Origin of the sequence: Marinobacter sp. S6332, assembly GCF_023016045.1 — a bacterium.
Taxonomy (GTDB): domain Bacteria; phylum Pseudomonadota; class Gammaproteobacteria; order Pseudomonadales; family Oleiphilaceae; genus Marinobacter.
Genome location: NZ_JALKAP010000004.1, coordinates 104,135 through 120,904, shown reverse-complemented (window position 1 = coordinate 120,904; position 16,770 = coordinate 104,135). Strand labels below are relative to the sequence as shown.

The 16,770-nt window shown below is 51.6% G+C and carries 21 protein-coding genes; 8 read left to right on the top strand and 13 right to left on the bottom strand.

The window, feature by feature from the left end:
• Positions 1-126: 126 nt before the first annotated feature.
• On the top strand, positions 127-1,200 hold the full coding sequence (locus MWU62_RS07280; protein ID WP_247114216.1) for an alpha/beta hydrolase: 1,074 nt from the start codon (positions 127-129) through the stop codon (positions 1,198-1,200).
• On the opposite strand, the gene arfB is transcribed toward MWU62_RS07280, so the two are convergent.
• Both arfB and MWU62_RS07270 read right to left on the bottom strand, forming a co-directional pair.
• Complete coding sequence (gene arfB, locus MWU62_RS07275) at positions 1,197-1,610, bottom strand: alternative ribosome rescue aminoacyl-tRNA hydrolase ArfB (RefSeq protein WP_247114215.1); 414 nt, start codon at positions 1,608-1,610, stop codon at positions 1,197-1,199. The genes MWU62_RS07280 and arfB overlap by 4 nt on opposite strands.
• 37 nt (positions 1,611-1,647) lie before the next feature.
• The gene (locus MWU62_RS07270; RefSeq protein ID WP_247114214.1) at positions 1,648-2,271 is read right to left on the bottom strand and encodes a LysE/ArgO family amino acid transporter; all 624 of its coding nucleotides are present in this window, start codon (positions 2,269-2,271) and stop codon (positions 1,648-1,650) included.
• Between the two features lie 85 nt (positions 2,272-2,356).
• Here MWU62_RS07270 and MWU62_RS07265 point away from each other — a divergent pair, with 85 nt between their 5' ends.
• Entirely contained in the window at positions 2,357-3,223 is an 867-nt protein-coding gene (locus MWU62_RS07265; RefSeq protein ID WP_247114213.1) for a LysR family transcriptional regulator ArgP, read from the top strand.
• Here the strand turns inward: MWU62_RS07265 and MWU62_RS07260 are convergent.
• Positions 3,220-3,822, bottom strand: a complete 603-nt coding sequence (locus MWU62_RS07260; protein ID WP_247114212.1) for a CPBP family intramembrane glutamic endopeptidase — start codon at positions 3,820-3,822, stop codon at positions 3,220-3,222. The two genes, MWU62_RS07265 and MWU62_RS07260, sit on opposite strands and share 4 nt — an antisense overlap.
• Positions 3,823-4,677 carry a crotonase/enoyl-CoA hydratase family protein gene (locus MWU62_RS07255; protein WP_247114211.1) on the bottom strand — a complete coding sequence of 285 codons (855 nt, stop codon included), beginning with the start codon at positions 4,675-4,677 and terminating at the stop codon, positions 3,823-3,825. It abuts the gene before it with no gap.
• 293 nt (positions 4,678-4,970) lie between these two features.
• On the opposite strand from MWU62_RS07255, the gene MWU62_RS07250 reads away from it, so the two are divergent.
• Positions 4,971-5,177, top strand: coding sequence for a cold-shock protein (locus MWU62_RS07250; RefSeq protein WP_071266268.1), 207 nt, complete (start codon positions 4,971-4,973; stop codon positions 5,175-5,177).
• A 63-nt stretch (positions 5,178-5,240) separates the two neighbouring features.
• Here MWU62_RS07250 and MWU62_RS07245 read toward each other — a convergent pair whose 3' ends face one another.
• A complete protein-coding gene (locus tag MWU62_RS07245; RefSeq protein ID WP_247114210.1) occupies positions 5,241-6,311 on the bottom strand; it encodes a GGDEF domain-containing protein in 1,071 nt (356 codons plus the stop codon).
• A 272-nt stretch (positions 6,312-6,583) separates the two neighbouring features.
• Here MWU62_RS07245 and MWU62_RS07240 point away from each other — a divergent pair, with 272 nt between their 5' ends.
• Positions 6,584-6,760 carry a CCGSCS motif protein gene (locus tag MWU62_RS07240; protein WP_247114209.1) on the top strand — a complete coding sequence of 59 codons (177 nt, stop codon included), beginning with the start codon at positions 6,584-6,586 and terminating at the stop codon, positions 6,758-6,760.
• Positions 6,761-6,847: 87 nt separating this feature from the next.
• Here the strand turns inward: MWU62_RS07240 and MWU62_RS07235 are convergent, their stop codons facing one another.
• Together MWU62_RS07235 and MWU62_RS07230 are read right to left on the bottom strand one after the other, a co-directional pair.
• Complete coding sequence (locus MWU62_RS07235; RefSeq protein ID WP_200361724.1) at positions 6,848-7,357, bottom strand: copper chaperone PCu(A)C; 510 nt, start codon at positions 7,355-7,357, stop codon at positions 6,848-6,850.
• 154 nt (positions 7,358-7,511) lie between these two features.
• Entirely contained in the window at positions 7,512-7,850 is a 339-nt protein-coding gene (locus MWU62_RS07230) for a zinc ribbon domain-containing protein YjdM (protein ID WP_200361725.1), read from the bottom strand.
• A 127-nt stretch (positions 7,851-7,977) separates the two neighbouring features.
• On the opposite strand from MWU62_RS07230, the gene MWU62_RS07225 reads away from it, so the two are divergent.
• Complete coding sequence (locus tag MWU62_RS07225; protein ID WP_200361726.1) at positions 7,978-8,439, top strand: YaiI/YqxD family protein; 462 nt, start codon at positions 7,978-7,980, stop codon at positions 8,437-8,439.
• 192 nt (positions 8,440-8,631) lie between these two features.
• Positions 8,632-9,756 (top strand): PQQ-dependent sugar dehydrogenase, encoded by a 1,125-nt coding sequence (locus tag MWU62_RS07220; RefSeq protein ID WP_247114208.1) that lies wholly within the window; start codon positions 8,632-8,634, stop codon positions 9,754-9,756.
• On the opposite strand, the gene MWU62_RS07215 is transcribed toward MWU62_RS07220, so the two are convergent.
• Together MWU62_RS07215 and MWU62_RS07210 are read right to left on the bottom strand one after the other, a co-directional pair.
• Entirely contained in the window at positions 9,750-10,163 is a 414-nt protein-coding gene (locus MWU62_RS07215; RefSeq protein WP_200361728.1) for a GFA family protein, read from the bottom strand. The two genes, MWU62_RS07220 and MWU62_RS07215, sit on opposite strands and share 7 nt — an antisense overlap.
• A gap of 104 nt (positions 10,164-10,267) precedes the next feature.
• A complete protein-coding gene (locus MWU62_RS07210) occupies positions 10,268-11,035 on the bottom strand; it encodes a glutathione S-transferase N-terminal domain-containing protein (RefSeq protein ID WP_247114207.1) in 768 nt (255 codons plus the stop codon).
• A gap of 257 nt (positions 11,036-11,292) precedes the next feature.
• Here MWU62_RS07210 and dacB point away from each other — a divergent pair, with 257 nt between their 5' ends.
• Positions 11,293-12,861, top strand: a complete 1,569-nt coding sequence (gene dacB / locus MWU62_RS07205; RefSeq protein WP_247114206.1) for a D-alanyl-D-alanine carboxypeptidase/D-alanyl-D-alanine-endopeptidase — start codon at positions 11,293-11,295, stop codon at positions 12,859-12,861.
• A gap of 36 nt (positions 12,862-12,897) precedes the next feature.
• On the opposite strand, the gene MWU62_RS07200 is transcribed toward dacB, so the two are convergent.
• On the bottom strand, positions 12,898-13,155 hold the full coding sequence (locus tag MWU62_RS07200) for a DUF2798 domain-containing protein (protein WP_200361731.1): 258 nt from the start codon (positions 13,153-13,155) through the stop codon (positions 12,898-12,900).
• A gap of 242 nt (positions 13,156-13,397) precedes the next feature.
• Here MWU62_RS07200 and MWU62_RS07195 point away from each other — a divergent pair, with 242 nt between their 5' ends.
• Positions 13,398-14,207 carry a DUF6279 family lipoprotein gene (locus MWU62_RS07195; protein WP_247114205.1) on the top strand — a complete coding sequence of 270 codons (810 nt, stop codon included), beginning with the start codon at positions 13,398-13,400 and terminating at the stop codon, positions 14,205-14,207.
• Here the strand turns inward: MWU62_RS07195 and MWU62_RS07190 are convergent, their stop codons facing one another.
• Genes MWU62_RS07190 through MWU62_RS07180 form a run of 3 tightly spaced genes read right to left on the bottom strand, consistent with a single transcriptional unit; the run spans position 14,208 to position 16,749 of the window.
• Complete coding sequence (locus MWU62_RS07190; RefSeq protein ID WP_247114204.1) at positions 14,208-14,978, bottom strand: SDR family oxidoreductase; 771 nt, start codon at positions 14,976-14,978, stop codon at positions 14,208-14,210.
• Between the two features lie 17 nt (positions 14,979-14,995).
• A complete protein-coding gene (locus MWU62_RS07185) occupies positions 14,996-15,685 on the bottom strand; it encodes a histidine phosphatase family protein (protein WP_247114203.1) in 690 nt (229 codons plus the stop codon).
• Positions 15,685-16,749, bottom strand: coding sequence for a phosphotransferase family protein (locus tag MWU62_RS07180; protein WP_200361735.1), 1,065 nt, complete (start codon positions 16,747-16,749; stop codon positions 15,685-15,687). The genes MWU62_RS07185 and MWU62_RS07180 overlap by 1 nt, the downstream gene beginning before the upstream one ends.
• Positions 16,750-16,770: the final 21 nt, after the last annotated feature.

Genomic DNA, 16,770 nt, shown 5'->3' with positions numbered 1-16,770 from the left:
ACTCCCATTTCTGGCCCGATAGGCTATTTGCAAAGCCAGCCCCCTTTTGTGACATTTAAGTTGTTTCCTATTTAGAGCATAGTGCGACTATGCTTTCAGGGCCAACTTTCAAGATACGGACAACTCATGTTCTGGATTATCGCTGTCGTAATCGTGGTTATTGTTGCATTGACGCTGCTTATGTTTCGCATGGAGGATTTGTCGCACTTCGATCAAGAACAGTATTCCGTTAGGGGGGCAAGCCCCAGTGCCGAGAACCAAAATGTGCTGGAGCGGTTAAAAGAAATGCGCAGAGCAGGCAAGGGCCTTCGCGGCAAAGCGAGGCTACTTGCTATGCGAAAGCATATGGACAGCCTGAGTGACGGCCTGGATTTGCAATCCGAATTCCGCCAATGCAGCACTCCGAAAGGCGAGTGGGTGATTGCCCCGGGGGCCGACACACGGCGAAGGATTCTCTACATCCACGGCGGTGCCTGGGCTGTCGGTAGCCCCCGCAGCCACAGATCTATCACGGATCGGCTGTCCCGCATTACCAATGCTGCCGTTTTTTCTTTGGATTATCGCCTTATGCCAGAGCACCGATTTATGGACGGTGTGCGTGACTGCCGCAAAGCCTACGCCTGGTTATTGGAAAACGGTCCAGATGGCAAGTCAGAGCCGGAATTTATTCTGATAGCGGGAGATTCTGCCGGCGGAAGCCATACCCTTGGGCTGCTAGCATGGATTCGCGAGAACGGGTTGCGTCAGGCTGACGGTGCCGTGGCGTTTTCACCCTCTACTGACCTCACAATGTCCGCACCCAGTAACCGTAACAATATCTCTACAGACCCTATGCTTGGGCCAATGTTCGGCGGCCTCTCTAAAGTTCCCCGGCCGGTGATCTGGTGGGCGACCTTAGCGGCCTTTCGTATTTCACCCACCAGTCCTATCGCATCACCCCTTCTGGGCAATCTCGCCAATCTGCCGCCCACATTGATTCAGGCCAGTGATTCGGAGATGCTATTGGATAACGCACGGCGGTACGCCGCCAAAGCGAGAGCAGCTGGGTCACATGTAGAACTGCATACATGGCCGGGAATGGTTCATGTATGGCAAATTTTCACGCCCATGCTGCCAGAGGCTGAAGAAGCGTTTGCTGACATAGAGGTGTTTATCAGGGAAATTGAATCCCGCAAAGGCCAGCAAGCCGAAACGGCTTAGATCTGAACCTTGCCACGCAGGGCTTTGGTTTTACCCTTCTGGGTTTTGCGGTCAACGCGTTTACGCCGTGCAGATTTAGAAGGCCGGGTAGCGCGCCGCACCTTTTGCACCTTGACCGCCTCCTGAATCATTTCTTTCAGGCGCTCAAGGGCATCCTCCTTATTTAGCTCCAGCGTACGAAACGATTGCGCCTTAATAATGATAACGCCTTCTTTGCTTATGCGCTGATCCTGCAGCGCCATAAGCCGCGCTTTATAAAATGGCGGCAGAGCGGAATTTTGAATATCGAAGCGCAGGTGCACGGCTGAGGCCACTTTATTAACGTTCTGGCCACCGTTACCCTGAGCTCGAATTTGTGTAATTTCTATTTCCCAGTCCGCGATTTCGACAGTATTGGATAGTTTCAACATGACACTAGGATACCAAATCCTGCAAACCGTAACCTGCTTATAGACTGCCGTTGAACGCAAGATGAAACGCGATAGCCGCCATCATTACACCAATTACGCCATCGATGATTCGCCAGGCCAGAGGGCGCGAAAGAATAGGTGCCAGTGCCGACCCGCTCCAAGCGAGCACGCCAAACCAAAGAACAGATGCACTGCTGGCGCCTGCCACAAAGGTGGTTGCGTTTTCCTGCTGTGCGCCAACCGCCGGAATCAATAAGAGCGTATCGAGATACACCTGCGGGTTCAGCAAGGTGACAGCCAAGGTGGTAAAAAGAACGCCTTTTAAACTGCGACGGGACACCTCCCCGGTTTCAAGTGCCGCCCTGCCCCGACTGGCCCGATAAAAAGCCTGAAGAGCCAGCCACCCGAGAAAGGCCACGCCTAACCAACGCAGAATTTCCAGCGCCTGTGGCATGGCCATCAAAGCCGCACTCACTCCAAACATACCAAGTGTAAAAAGCGTAATATCTGCAGACATGCACAAGCCAGCCGCCCACCAATGGTGCTCTCGTCGGATCGCTTGGCTCAGTACGTAAGCATTCTGCGCTCCAATAGCAACAATGATTCCGCCGCAGACAATCAATCCCGTCAAGTAGCTCTCTAGCGAACCTTCAAGCACCATTTTTACTCCTTTTTTGATGCCGCAAGAATAACCGCATGGCGGTATACTTGAAATTCATATTCATAATGGTGCATCAGTTTTTCTTATGATTGATTATAAATTATTAGAAGCTCTCGCTACGGTTATCGAGACGGGAGGTTTTGAGCGGGCAGGCGCTGTGCTCGGCCTAAGCCAGTCCGCTATTTCGCAACGTATTCGAACATTGGAAGTGCGCATCGGGCAGCCAGTATTGTTTCGCAGCCCGGTTCCCAAAGCCACACCCGCGGGCCAGCAGCTGCTAAACCACGTTCAACAGGTTCAACTGCTTGAACGCGATTTAGCAAAATCACTTCCGACCCTTTCCGAGCCGACCGCACGACTGCGTATTGCCCTAAATGCAGACAGTCTCGCGACCTGGTGGGCAACGGCTGTTGGAGAGTTCTGCCAAAGCGAAATGTTGTTGCTGGATATGGTGGTAGAAGATCAAGACATTGCACTGCGCCGAATGCGCGAAGGTGATGTTGCCGCTTGCCTATGCAGCAACTCACAACCGGTAGCTGGAGCTCGTTGCATTCCACTTGGCGGCATGACCTATCTGCCATTGGCAACGCCTTCCTATAAAACACAGTATTTCAATCAAGGCTTCACTGAACAGAGCTTGCAGACCGCGCCTGCAATCGTATTTGGGCCAAATGATCAGTTGCAGCACCGGTTTTTAGCTCAAAATGGCTATCACGGCGCCTTCCCTTATCATCTATGCCCGTCTTCTGAAGGGTTCGTGAAACTGGCGTTGGCAGGCATGGGTTACGGCATGATTCCGGAGATTCAGGCGCAGCACGAGATCAAGGCGGGGCGTCTCGTCAATATTGCTCCCGGGCAATCTCTTAAAGTTGAGCTGTATTGGCACTTCTGGCGTCATAGCGGAGGGGTTATGGAGAGGCTGACAGCTGCGCTGAAAGCGGCTCGGCCTTAATCTTTTGGTCGTACATTAACGCCAAACCACTCAGGAAACCGGAGCAGGCAGAACAGGGCTATCATGTCGTAAACGCCATGCCAAACCATAACCAAAAGAAGACTGTCGGTTATCGCATAAGCCATACCCAGCACCATCCCAAGGCCGGTTGCGATAACAAAGTAAGTGAAGGAAACGTAGTGTGCGAGGCCGAAAAGCAGAGATGCTGCAAGCACTGCGGCAGTAGACCCCACGTACTCGGCAAGCCAGCCTTGCACCGCTCCCCGGAATAAAAGCTCCTCTCCTACGCCAGCGAAGACCGAGAGTAAAATAAGAACAGGCCACGAGTACCCAGACGCAAATTTGTATAATCCACGCATTTGCCGGTCGAGACCTGCCGGGAACAACCCGGGGATTTGCGAGGCCAGTAGCAACCCAGCATAGGTGCATATAGCTCCCAGAACACCATAGAACACACTTGGCCAAACCCCGGCTCCAAAACCTTGAACCGGGATGCCCGCAACCAGAATAACCAAAAACCCGACAACCCCAATCCCACCCTGAAATATCAGGGCGGCAATTGGAGTAATTTTTGATTTATTCGGGCTCTTCACTGCCATTTATTTTTCAAACAACCCCTTCACAGGAAAGAGGTCATCATACTGAGGCGTTTGCTTCTGGGCTTTCGCTTGGAAGGTTTTCATCATATCAGTCGGGCGGAACATACCTGCTTGCCAGGTAGCCATGTACTTCAGGCTATCCGCTACCGTGTGATCGCGGCTGTAATTGAGCATCTCTTTACAACCCGTAACCGCCAACGGTGAATTGGCTGCAATTTTAGCGGCAATCTCCATTACACCGGCAACCAAAGATTGCTGGTCAGGGTAAACCGCATTCACAAAACCCAACCTATTCGCTTCTTGCGCAGTCAGTTTGCGCCCAGTGTATGCGAGTTCGCGTACAACGCCTTCCGGCATCAGCTTGGGCAGCCTTTGTAACGTGCCCACATCGGCTGTCATGCCAAGCTCGGTTTCCTTGATGGTGAAGTACGCATCTTCCGTGCAGTAGCGGCTATCTGCCGCACACACCAAATCCAATGCACCGCCTATACAGCCTCCATGTATGGCCGCCAGTACTGGCAGACGCACAGTTTCCAACGACGTTAAGGTGTCTTGAAGCTGCATTACAACCCGCCGCAAGTTTTCTGCCATGCGGCCGGGGTCACCACTCATAGGTACCGCTTTGGGGTCTGTAAAGACACCAAGATCCATTCCCGCAGAAAAGTGCTTCCCCGTAGATGACACCACAATTACTCGAGCATCGGTGTTCGCTTCAATATCCTGCATGCAACGGGGCAGCTCAAGCCAAAAAGCTTTGTTCATGGAGTTCAGCGATTCCGGGCGATTGAACTGAACATGGGCAATCTTGCTTTCAACGCTGACGGCAAAACTTTCGTAGGTGGATAACTCAGACAAGACAATACTCCTCTGTTGATTTACGCAATTTCTGAAACGCAGACGCAAACATACCCTATGTTGCTAGAAATGTCGGGTTTATACGTACAAGAAAGTTCTTTGCTTTTCATTAACCAGCAGGTAAAGTGGCCCTCGTTGGAAAGATTTAGCAAAGCACTTCATCAATATGACGCATTCCAGTAGTTGTACGTCCTGTTTTTGATCACGCCCGTTTTTTGTTTCCGCATATCGCTGACCAGCCATCAAAATGATGATCTGGCGGCATTTTAAAAGATTGAATTCAGGATTATATTATGTCTACTGTTACCGGTACTGTTAAGTTTTTCAACGAAGCAAAAGGTTTTGGCTTTATCACTCGTGAAGGCGGCCCCGACGTATTTGTTCACTACAGCGCTATTCAGGGCGGCGGTTTTAAGACTCTGGCTGAAGGCCAGCAAGTTGACTTCACCGTGACTCAGGGCCAGAAAGGTCCTCAGGCTGAGAACGTTGTTGCTGTTTAATTAACAGACAACGTTAGAAAAAGGCAGCTTCGGCTGCCTTTTTGCTATCTGGAGATCAGTGTTTTATTGCTCTAAAACCTCCTCCCGCTCAACCCTATTCCTACCCCCAGCCTTGCTACGGTAAAGCGCCTGATCTGCACGGCGAATAACAGAAGCTATATCGTCACCTTCAAAAAATTCGCTAACGCCCACGCTGATAGTGACATTCATTGCCATTCCATCGATAGCTTTCCAGTCATAACTGCAAAGCGCATCTCGCACTCTTTCCGCGCTGGACAAGGCACTCTCGATACTCGTAGTTGGCAGAATGATCAAAAACTCTTCACCACCCCAGCGAGCTACAAGGTCTTGGGTTCGTAGCTGCGCCGATATTAACTGCGCGATCTTGGCAAGTACCCTATCTCCCATTTCATGCCCGTAACGATCGTTGACCAATTTAAAGTGATCCACGTCGAGCAACATAAACGACACCGGGTGCCCTTCCCGGTGGAACCGTGCAATTTCCTTTTCTGCCAACTCGCTTCCGTGGCTCCGATTAAGTAGCCCTGTTAACGGATCTATAGTCGCCAACCGACGAAGTTTTCGCTGGGCTGAAAGCACCATGCTCAGATAGAAAAAAGATAGGTAACTGAACATGGCAAACACAATGCTCAGGTTAAACAGGTGAACGCCCAACAAGGCACCGGATGATACGGGCTGAATGGGCGCAATAAACCACATCAGAATATCCAGACCTACGTAATACCCCCAAAGCCCGACCAATGAAAGAGCCGCACCCTTGAGGGGCATGGTAACGAACAAGGCAGGAATAAACATAAGAAGGTAATAATGGAAGCCGCTACCCCAGCCGATCAGAACAGTACCTAAGGCAGAATGAACAATAACCTCAATCCAAATGAGCCGGATAGCCAAACGATTCTGCTGGCGCCCTAATGCGTAGTATGCGGCAACGTACATAGACACACTGATAACGTTGACCCACGCCAAAATGGGGGACCCTAGAATGTGGAACAAGAAGAAAAAGGAAACATCTACAGCGCCTGCAAGTTGGCAGGTTAGGCGGGCTACGCGCCAGAACTGGGGCCTGCGCTCATTGTGATGCGAGGAATCAGGCACGGCTGCATTGCTTTCCATGAGTTCAAAAATCCCTAGTTATTTAACTATCTGCCCCACCAACAAGAACGCTCTCTGTCCAACGCGGGCTAGCAAGATAGTTCAGCCTGCATGCAAAGGTGTCTGCGCAACACTACCGCCTACCTAGAATAGACGCACCTGCCCCTTCAAGCAAAACCTAGATTCCGAAAAACACACGTTGACTGGCACCAAAAATACCAATAACATTCATCTAAAATGACGCTTAACATTCTGAGCATATCAAACGGCTCTTAACGGCAGGAAATCATTCTATGACGCAATTATTTAAGGAAGTAACCAGCCCCAAAAATACCGATAAGGCAGAAGCTGAAAAGCTGAATGCTGGCGCGGCGCAAGAAAGCTCAGAAGCTTCCGTTGCCGCTTCGGAAAGCTCCCCCAAAAAAGGAAAGCACGGGGATCCGGGTGTTTGTTGTGGCGGTTGCTCGTAAGCACACAGAAATCAATACGGTGCCCGTGACGTTTCTATAGCATACCTTGCACACTGGAAACGCCACTGGCCACCCAGAATAACAGGGTCAATGCTCCATGTTGTGCCCGGAATGATCCATTTCTTTCTGCCCCATGTCAGCGTCTAGCGACTGTACACTGAGTTCCACATCCATCGCGTCCGCCCCCTTGAATTCCAGTCTGAGGGGAATGCGCTCTCCCGCCTTTAGCGGTTCAACCAGCTTCTCCAGCATCAGGTGATAGCTATGGGGTTTGAGTTCCACAACCTCCCCTGCCGATATAGTCAGCCCGCTTTTAAGTGATTGCATGCGCATCACACCGTCTTTCATAAGCGTTTCGTGGATTGAAACACGATCGGCCCTTGGCGTGCTTGCGCCCACCAGCGTTATATCAGCGTCACTATGGTTCTTGATAACCAGATAGCCGACTCCCATGGGCGTGCCCGGCGGGGTTGGTCGGCTCCAAGGGTGATCAATTTCAACGCTCCCATGAGAGTACTCATGGGCCACCGCACCACTGATGAAAGCTGGGAGGGCCATTGTGCTGGCTACAATAAGAAAAAGGATTCGTTTTATCATGGTATCTCGCATCGCTACGGTTAATCTGAAAATGACTGATGTCAGGAACTGCAAGCAGAAGGCTAACAGTGTTGCTTTCAGTTCAACTCAACGCAAGGAATGGAGTGCGTCGAATAGTCGCAGCGAGCGAGACAATATTAGGGGGCTGCCGGCATCAGGCCTTTTTAACAAACTCAGACTTAAGCTTCATGGCGCCAATGCCATCAATTTTGCAATCAATATCGTGGTCACCCTCAACCAGACGAATGCTCTTAACCTTGGTGCCAACCTTAACAACCAAGCTTGAACCCTTAACCTTCAAATCCTTAATAACGGTTACCGCGTCTCCATCCTGAAGCTCGTTGCCGTTAGCATCTCTCACAACTTTACCTTCGGCCTTCGCTGCCGCCTCGGCTTCTGTCCATTCGTGAGCGCACTCAGGGCAAATCAGCTGAACACCATCTTCATAGGTATATTCAGATCCACACTGAGGGCAAGGCGGTAGTTGGGACATCGGAGGCTCCTGTAAATGAATTTGAAGGGATTATACCACCAACACCCCTGCAAATCCGGGGGCTGGGAGCCCTGATCAACTAAAGGTAAACTCAGTAACCAAAATCAACTATTTCGAGGAATCTGCTATGCCAATCTGGGTCGATGCTGACGCCTGCCCTGTCCCCATACGGGAAATACTTTGTCGCGCCGCAACTCGCTGGCAGGTGCAAACGACCTTCATCGCCAACCATGTGATCAAGCTACCGCCGAGCCCCTATATAAAGTCTAGACAGGTTATGCAGGGTTTCGATGTGGCGGATAACGAGATTATGGACCAGCTGAGCCCGGGTGACCTCGTAATTACCCAAGACATCCCCTTGGCGGCCGAGGCTATTGAGAAAGGCGCAGATGTGTTTAATCCAAGGGGCCAAGCTTTTACTAAAGAAAATATCCGTCAACGTCTGGCGATGAGGAATTTCATGGAAGAAATGCGCAACGCCGGGCAAGTTACCGGAGGCGCAGCGCCGTTCAGTCAAACCGATCGCAAAGAATTCGCTGATAAATTGGATCGATGGTTACAGCGCAACCGCAAGCCCGGCAACCACTAAAGCAACGAAAAGGCCGGCGCCTGCCGCAAGTTTTAGCCCTTCAATCATTTCCTGCTCTGCCGTCATAGCTGTATCTCCCTGAGCTTATGGTGTAAACAGACCGTATGGAATGTTTGTGCTCCTGCATGTTAGCTGAGCACAAAAATATATTAATGATATTGATTATCATTTGCAATAGAAAAGGGGACGAAAATGCTCTCTGTCCGATCATTTATCACACTCAGCAGTCTACTTTTGTTATGGCTGCCAATTGTTTCAACGGGCCAAACATTCACCAGCGAGAATACTCACTTCAAGCTGGAAACCGTTACCACGGGTCTTGAGCACCCTTGGAGCTTGGCGTTTCTGCCAGATGGCTCTGTGCTCGTTACAGAAAGAGCGGGGCGACTGCGCGTTATTCAAAATGGCGAACTGCTACCCCAAGCTGTACGCGGCCTTCCATCACTCGCTGTATCCGGTCAGGGCGGGTTGCTCGATGTTCTCCTGCACCCAGATTTCCAAGAAAACAGAACTCTGTTCCTTAGTTACGCCCACAGCTCCCGCAAGGGGATGACAACACGGGTCGCTCGCGCGGTGATTGAAAACGGGCAGTTAAAAGAGGTAGTGGTGATTTTTGAAGCCCTGCCCCGCTCCAATACGTCGCGCCACTTTGGCGGGCGAATGGCCTTTGACGCATCCGGTTACCTCTATATATCCGTTGGCGACCGCGGTGAGATGGATCGGGCTCAAGACACACAAGACGGTGCGGGTGGGGTTCACCGCATAACCGTCAATGGTAAGCCGGCGCCCGGTAATCCAGGACTTGATGACAAAGGCACCAAGGACACACTGTTCACTTGGGGAAACCGCAATATTCAGGGCATGACCGTACACCCGGAATCCGGTGATATCTGGACTCACGAGCACGGCCCGCGCGGCGGTGACGAAATCAATATCTTAACAGCCGGTACGAATTACGGGTGGCCCGAAATAACCTACGGCATAGGTTACTCTGGACTTCCGATCACTCTGGATACCGCAAAAGAAGGCATGGCGCAGCCCTTACACTACTGGGATCCATCCATTGCACCGTCAGGCATGGCCTTTTACACCGGCTCCGAATTTCCTGAATGGCAAGGCAACTTGTTCGTAGGTGCTCTCAAGTTGCGCAAACTGGTGCGCTTGGAAATCGAAAACGGACGGGTCACTAACGAGGAAGATTTACTCACCAACCTGAAAGAACGAATACGCGACGTTCGAGCTGGCCCAGATGGCGAGTTGTGGTTACTCACCGACTCGCCAGAAGGCAAAGTCTACCGGATTGTACCGGCTCAATGAGGGTCACCGGTACGCTCGGTTTTTTCGTACTGAGCAACCGTATCGGTAATTTCAAACCAGTCGGATTTTGAGCCAGTATAAACATGCTGCGCAGGGCCTTTGCCCAGAGGCTCGTTAATGACGCCAACACGCAAGCGGAGAATACCCGTTATTGCATCCACCCGGCTATACAGGTGGCTGCCACAGCGGCGACAAAATGCCCGGTACTTTCCCGGACGCGATTCGTACTCGGTAAGTTGCTCTTCTCCCGATAGGAACCGAAAACGAACCTTCTGAACCGGAGAACTGGCAGAAAAAGCACTGCCATGAGCACGGCGACACTGGCTGCAATGGCAGAGAGAGATAGGCCCCAGAGGGCCTTCATATTCAAAGGTAATATCGCCACACAGGCACTGACCGGTATACATAAACATCCTAACTGATTGGATCTTGCTGCTCTCAAGCTTCTGCTCGATAGCAGGCTATGATACCCGTCTAATTGCCCATGAAACAGAGTGAACGCTGACGTGTTTTAACCATATTGCGCGGTCAGGTAGTCCAGTATGCGCGCAGACTCAAACAACCCTTCACCGGTATTCGGGTCTTCAAGGTAAGGCACCTGCACTCGACCGTGAGCCTTGAAAAAAGCATCACGCTTGCCGCCAGCTATAGGCTTATAGGGCCCGGGCTTGAGACGTTGCTTGGCAGGGCCAATTTCAGTCCAGTGTTCTTTACCCAAATTATGCAGAGTGTATGGAAGTTCCAACTCGCACAGTTTCTCGCGCACCAAACGAGAGAATGGACTGCCCTCAAAACTCCACAAATGCAGCGGTTGCTCTGGCCGCTTTCCTGCATTGGCTCGCAATCCTCTCATAGCACTGGCAACAGAGGCCATCGAGCCCAAAACCGGCTGCCAAACGCGCTCACGATAATAGCCGGGCACCGGCCGCTGTGCATATTGGCGGAAAAGGTACTCGATAATGGCTTCCGACTCGTACATCACGGTTTCGGTATTACGGTCAACCAGCAAAGGGAATTGCTGCTTGCCCCCCGTCGCTTCAGCCTGCGGCCGAAAAACTCGCCCGCCCTTAGGGCAGGGTCGAATTTGTACATCAAGGTTGAGCGCGGTCAATGCTTCGCGAACTCGCCGACAGTATGGGCAACCTTCCATGTCGTAAAGCACCAAGGGTTGCTCAGGTTGCGCAACAGCCTTTACTACAAGACACCCGCGCCAGGCCGTTAGCGATGACGTTGCCACAGAACCAAGCACATTTGCGTGATGGGCCAACATATTAAGCATAGAGCAATTCCTCTGTTGAAAACTTCATCATTATCACCAAACATGTAGCTTTTACATTGGCTGACGTTGCTGTCGGATACTGACAGCAACGCAACTTACACGCTGTGACAAACTCCAATACAAACAAGCAGTCTACTGGCATTTATTAACGTCATGTAGAGGTTTTCTGCATAGTACAATGAACAAAGATGGGCTATTGTTTAATCAGCGGATCTATCCGCACATTTCATAGCCTGGCCAACATGGTAATCTCGGGTATGCCGCATACGAATAGCGCAGGAAATATCCGCCGTAAAATACGGCGCCCAGCCTTGATCCTTGCTACAGCTATCGCACTAGCACCGGGTCTGGCGCATCTGCCTTCTGCGCTGGCTGCGGATGGCGACGATAAGAGCTACAGCAGTAATCGCCTTTGGGCCAGCCAGATGCAAGATTACGCCACAAAATCCCTTAACAGCGACGAAGCATTGAGCATGGCCGCGGTGCCGCTGAACGGTCCGGGGCTTGACCAGCATATCAATGCCGATATACCTATGAGCCCCGGCTCGATTATGAAGGTGATCACCACCTATGCAGCGCTGGAAATCCTTGGCCCTACTCATCACTGGGATACCGATTTTCTGACAGACGGACAAATGGTAGGCGATACCCTTAAAGGGAACCTGTATGTGCGTTTTGGCGGCGATCCAAAACTGACCTTCGAGCGATTATGGGCAACCCTGCGGGAACTTCGCGATATGGGTGTAAACCGCATCGAGGGCAATCTCGTTCTGGATGGCAGCTACTTCAAGGTGGATGGGGGCTTTCCTGCATTTGCTGACAATGGCAGCAATCCATACGCACCGTTTTTGGTTGAGCCATCGGCTTACCTCACCAACCTCAACCTTTTGCACTTTCAAATTCGGGCAGATGAGCGCGGCACCCAAGCTTGGAGCACACCTGCTTTAAGCGAGGTTGTTATCGACAACCGTGTAACTGCTGTACCTGAAGGGCCCTGCCCCGCACGTCGGAATTTTGATTGGCAGCCCGTGGTGCAAGATGGTGGACAGGTAACCGTGCGAGTAACGGGCAAATTGCCACAGGGATGCCGCACGACAGCCTATTTCTCTTTATTGCCCCACGAGCAATACAGCGCTTCGATGATTCGTTCTCTGCTTGGCGAGATGGGCATTATTGTGTCAGGCGGAAACCAAACCGGAACAACGCCGGAAACGGCACGGCTAGTGATGAAAACCACCTCACCCGATTTGGTGACCATGGTACGGGACATCAATAAGTGGAGCAGTAACGTGATGGCACGGCAGTTGTTGCTGACTATTGGCGCCCAAAACCGGCTGGATAACGAAAGCGATGACCGCGTTGCCGGCATACGCGTTATATACGATTGGCTTGAGAAAAAGGGCATCGATACCGCAGGTATGGTCATCGACAATGGGGCTGGCCTAACACGTCATGGTCGAATTACTGCAAGACAGGGTACCAAAATCCTACAACACGCTTGGAATAGCCCCTACTCGTCAGACCTTATGGCCTCCATGCCTATTATCGCTATGGACGGAACCATGGCACGGCGTCTTCGTAATACCGGAATGGACGGAGAAGGCCGCATTAAAACCGGTTACCTTGAAAATGTTCGCTCTATTGCGGGCTTTACGCGAGACGAGAACAACACAACTTGGGCTGTTGTGGGCATGGTGAATAATGACCCGGCGTGGAATGGGCAGGCTGTGCTTGATCGAATTCTCTATTCACTGCACTTCCAACCGCCTACGGGAACGGCTCTATCAAGATCCAGCTCTGGAAGCTCAAGTACATCCATCCAGTAAAACAAACAACCCCGGCTTAGCCCCGGGGTAGTTACCTTACGCACTCTTACTATCTTTAAGGCGCGATCCCAAGGTCATCTCCGTAAGTTTCACCGCAACAGGTGCGATGAAAGTTACCAGCGGAAATGCGACTGCCCATGCCACCAAAAAGGCTGGAATCCAACGATACAAAAAGGCGCTATCCATCCCTGTGTTGATGAAGGTGATGACCCCGGACATCAATAGGGACATCATTCCAGACATATAAAATCCGAACACTAGCTGTCGCAAACGGGCGGGTTTAATTCGGCTCATGAACTCTCCTGATCTGGACACTGGCCTTTTAATAGCTACATCTGAAAGCTTCGGGGTGTCGTACACTGTACCTACCAAGGCAAGACATAATAGTAAGCTTGCAATCATTTTTCGATAGGCTTTTTTACCGAGCAAGGCGCCTTATGGATCAGTATGGACATTTATCCAAAGTAAATTGCATACGAACGGCAGCACTCTTACTTGTCACAATTCTGTTTCTTTCCGGGTGCAGCTCAACGCGATTGGCGTACCGTTACGCCGACTGGGGCATTGTCTGGTGGGTTGAGGATTTTATTTCGCTCTCTCAAGCTCAAGAGCAACAGCTAAATGCAGACATTGAGAAGTTAAAGCAATGGCACTGTAGCACTGAGCTGCCGCGCTACCGAGATTGGCTCAGTAATATCGACAATGATCTGGCTTCCGGCAAACCGACCTCCGAGGCTGTTGGTCGCCTTCAGGATCAACTTGTTAGCTTCTTTCCGCCTTTGATGCAGAGAATAACCCCCGTTGCCATTAACCTTCTCTCCAGCCTAAATGATGAACAGGTCCGCGAGCTGGCGGGCAACATGGAAGACAATCACCGGGAGTTGGAAGAAGAATTTCTGGCTGGTAATGCTGAAACAATTGCGCAAGCAAGAGCGGAACGGACAATAGAACGAGTTGAGCGTTGGCTAGGCAATTTGAACGATAGCCAACAAACAATCGTCAAAAACTGGTCCGAAAGCCGCACAGGACAAACCAAAATCTGGCTTGAGGGCCGCAGAAACTGGCAAAAGGCACTGCTGGAAGCACTGGAGAATCGCCGGGCCCCGGGCTTTGAACAAGAAATCAGTGAGTTGATCAATAATCCGGAAGCAGGCCGTGGCGATGCCTACGCGCAAAGAATGGATGAAAGCATGGAGGCCATGTCTTCATTAGTTCAGGATCTTCTACACGCAAGCCAGCCTTCACAACTTGATCACTTGGCCCAACGCACATCGGAATTAAACGGCGACTTCAAAGCCCTTACCTGCAAGCCGGGCCCGGAAGTCGCAATGCAATCTAACCAATGATTAGATTGTAAGATAACCACCGTCTGCATTGATGCAGGCGCCCGTGGTGTAGCTGGAAGCGCTTGATGCCAGATAGAGCACCGTGCCCGCCATTTCACTGGGATCCGCCACCCGCTTCATGGGGATGTGCGCCATAGCTTGTTTCTTGATGGCTTCGTTAGAGGTCAAAGCGCTGGCAAACTTGGTATCGGTAAGGCCTGGCAGCAAGGCATTCACGCGAATATTTTGCTGGCCCAGCTCCATCGCAAACGATTTAGTCATGGAGATAACCGCCGCTTTGGTGACCGAGTAAATCCCTTGGTAGTGCCCAGGATTCACACCGTTTACCGAGGCTACGTTAATGATCGAACCACCACCGTTTTTCTTCATCAGTTGCGCGCCACGGGCACACATGAAGAAATAACCGCGAATATTTACGTCGACGGTTTTTTGGAAGGCTCCAAGATCTGTGTCTTCAATCGGGCCGAAATACGGGTTGGCGGCGGCGTTGTTCACCAGAATATCCAACTTGCCGTGCTCTTTTTCGATATGAGCCCAAATGGCTTCAATCTGATCCATCTCGCCAATGTGGCAGGCATAGGCTTCAGCACTGCCACCAGCCTCGCGAATACTGCTGGCTACAGCTTCACAACCGTCAATCTTGCGGCTGGTTACAATCACATGGGCGCCATAATCTGCCAGCGTGCGCGCGATGCTCTCGCCAATTCCACGGCTGGCACCGGTGATTAGGGCGGTTTTCCCGGTCAGGTCAAACAGGTCTTTCTTACTCATTCGTTCACCTCAATTCGTTATCGGAACGTCACCAGAGCGGGGTCTTCCGCTTCAAGGTGGCTATAGTTATTGAAAACAGACAGGCTGCGGCGCCCTGAGGAGTAAAGCACACGGGTAACGCTGGTGTTGGCAATGACTTCGTTCAACCCTAATGCCCGCTCGTCGCTTAGGCTTAGAAGATGCTGACACATAACGGCGATGGGGCCGCCGGATGTGGACACCAGAACATCGCCGCCGTCCGCATACTCGATCATTTCGTCAAAGGCCGCGAGAACCCGTGCTTGGAAATCTGCCCAGGTTTCATCGTATTCGGCATCGTGCTGACCGGAGGCCCAGCGGCGAACAGCTTCAACAAATGCCTTCTGAAAGGCTGCTGCGGGCTTTGTGGACGCAGCGAGTTCTTTTGCCATGACCTGCCGATCACGCCACTGGGGACGGTAACAATTTACGATGGACTCGTGATCAAATTCGTTAAAGCCCCGAGCAACCTGCATATCCGGCAGACTAGCTCCGTACCCGGTAGCAATGGCCTCTACGGTTTCCCGGTGACGCTGTAAGTCGCCGCCAAAAATCGCTGCCGGTTCGAATTTACCGGCCATCCATCGCCCAAGAACCTTGCCTTGTTCCCAGCCCTTTTTGGAAAGTTGGTCATAGTTCTCTTTACCAAAACTGGCTTGGCCATGGCGCACCAAGTAAACAGTAGCCATTAAAGCGAGCTCTCCGAGATCAAACGCTTGCAGCGCTTTTCAAGGTAGTTCGCCGCATGACCAAACGCTGCAAAGCGCTTGTCACTGGTTTGGCCGTGGTAGAAGCGGTAATAGATCTGCTGCACGATCACCGCCAATCGGAACAGCCCGTAGATCTCATAGAAATCGAAGTTCTCTGCCCGAAAGCCCGACTTCTCCATGTAGTACGCCACCACTTCCTTACGGGTAAGCATGCCTGCACGATGGGTGGGTTGGCGGCGCAGCATCTGGAACGGCCCTTCGTCGTCCGCCTCAATCCAATAGGCCAGCGTGTTGCCCAGATCCATCAGCGGATCACCAATGGTGGCCATTTCCCAATCCAATACACCGATCACTTCAAAAGGGTTGTCTGGGTTCAGTACCACATTGTCGAAACGGAAGTCGTTATGGATAACAACTTGCGCAATATCGTTCGGCATTTTTTCGCTGAGCCAAGTCATCACCTCCTCGAAGTCGCCAACGTCATCAGTGCGAGCCTTGCGGAATCGGTCGCTCCAGCCACCGATTTGTCGCTCAACGTAGCCCTCGCCCTTCCCCAGAGAATCGAGACCTGCGGCTTTGGCGTCAACACGGTGCAGGTCTACCATCTTGTCGATCACACTCAGGCACAGTTTGCGCGTATCGGCTTCGTTTAACTCCAGATCGTCCGGGAAGTCTTGGCGCAAAATGATGCCTTTCATTCGCTCCATGACATAAAAATCGCACCCCAGCACATCATGATCATCGCAAATGGCGATTATGTCGGGCACATAGGGGTAAACAGGTTTCAGCGCTTGCATTACTTTCGCTTCGCGCAGCATGTCGTGGGCAGATTTTGCAATTTTCCCAAACGGTGGGCGACGCAAAACAAATGATCGGTCGCCATAGTCCACCTGATACGTCAGGTTGGAGGCGCCCCCCGGGTATTGGCGGATGACTGGCTCACCGGTCAGATTGGGGATGGCCCCTTTCATGAAGTGATCTACTGCTGCAAGATCCAGTTCTTCACCTTCGCGAATATCTTGTGCCTGATCAATCTGGGTCATTCATCTCTCTCCTTTTGTTCC

Coding starts and splice junctions, on each gene's coding strand:
- MWU62_RS07225 (WP_200361726.1), top strand. CDS start 7,978: ATGCCAATCTGGGTCGATGCTGACGCCTGCCCTGTCCCCATACGGGAA.
- MWU62_RS07200 (WP_200361731.1), bottom strand. CDS start 13,155: ATGAGCCGAATTAAACCCGCCCGTTTGCGACAGCTAGTGTTCGGATTT.
- MWU62_RS07270 (WP_247114214.1), bottom strand. CDS start 2,271: ATGGTGCTTGAAGGTTCGCTAGAGAGCTACTTGACGGGATTGATTGTC.
- MWU62_RS07190 (WP_247114204.1), bottom strand. CDS start 14,978: ATGAGTAAGAAAGACCTGTTTGACCTGACCGGGAAAACCGCCCTAATC.
- MWU62_RS07180 (WP_200361735.1), bottom strand. CDS start 16,749: ATGACCCAGATTGATCAGGCACAAGATATTCGCGAAGGTGAAGAACTG.
- arfB (WP_247114215.1), bottom strand. CDS start 1,610: ATGTTGAAACTATCCAATACTGTCGAAATCGCGGACTGGGAAATAGAA.
- MWU62_RS07245 (WP_247114210.1), bottom strand. CDS start 6,311: ATGGAAAGCAATGCAGCCGTGCCTGATTCCTCGCATCACAATGAGCGC.
- MWU62_RS07280 (WP_247114216.1), top strand. CDS start 127: ATGTTCTGGATTATCGCTGTCGTAATCGTGGTTATTGTTGCATTGACG.
- MWU62_RS07265 (WP_247114213.1), top strand. CDS start 2,357: ATGATTGATTATAAATTATTAGAAGCTCTCGCTACGGTTATCGAGACG.
- MWU62_RS07250 (WP_071266268.1), top strand. CDS start 4,971: ATGTCTACTGTTACCGGTACTGTTAAGTTTTTCAACGAAGCAAAAGGT.
- MWU62_RS07235 (WP_200361724.1), bottom strand. CDS start 7,357: ATGATAAAACGAATCCTTTTTCTTATTGTAGCCAGCACAATGGCCCTC.
- MWU62_RS07215 (WP_200361728.1), bottom strand. CDS start 10,163: ATGTATACCGGTCAGTGCCTGTGTGGCGATATTACCTTTGAATATGAA.
- MWU62_RS07230 (WP_200361725.1), bottom strand. CDS start 7,850: ATGTCCCAACTACCGCCTTGCCCTCAGTGTGGATCTGAATATACCTAT.
- MWU62_RS07210 (WP_247114207.1), bottom strand. CDS start 11,035: ATGCTTAATATGTTGGCCCATCACGCAAATGTGCTTGGTTCTGTGGCA.
- MWU62_RS07240 (WP_247114209.1), top strand. CDS start 6,584: ATGACGCAATTATTTAAGGAAGTAACCAGCCCCAAAAATACCGATAAG.
- MWU62_RS07185 (WP_247114203.1), bottom strand. CDS start 15,685: ATGGCTACTGTTTACTTGGTGCGCCATGGCCAAGCCAGTTTTGGTAAA.
- MWU62_RS07260 (WP_247114212.1), bottom strand. CDS start 3,822: ATGGCAGTGAAGAGCCCGAATAAATCAAAAATTACTCCAATTGCCGCC.
- dacB (WP_247114206.1), top strand. CDS start 11,293: ATGCCGCATACGAATAGCGCAGGAAATATCCGCCGTAAAATACGGCGC.
- MWU62_RS07220 (WP_247114208.1), top strand. CDS start 8,632: ATGCTCTCTGTCCGATCATTTATCACACTCAGCAGTCTACTTTTGTTA.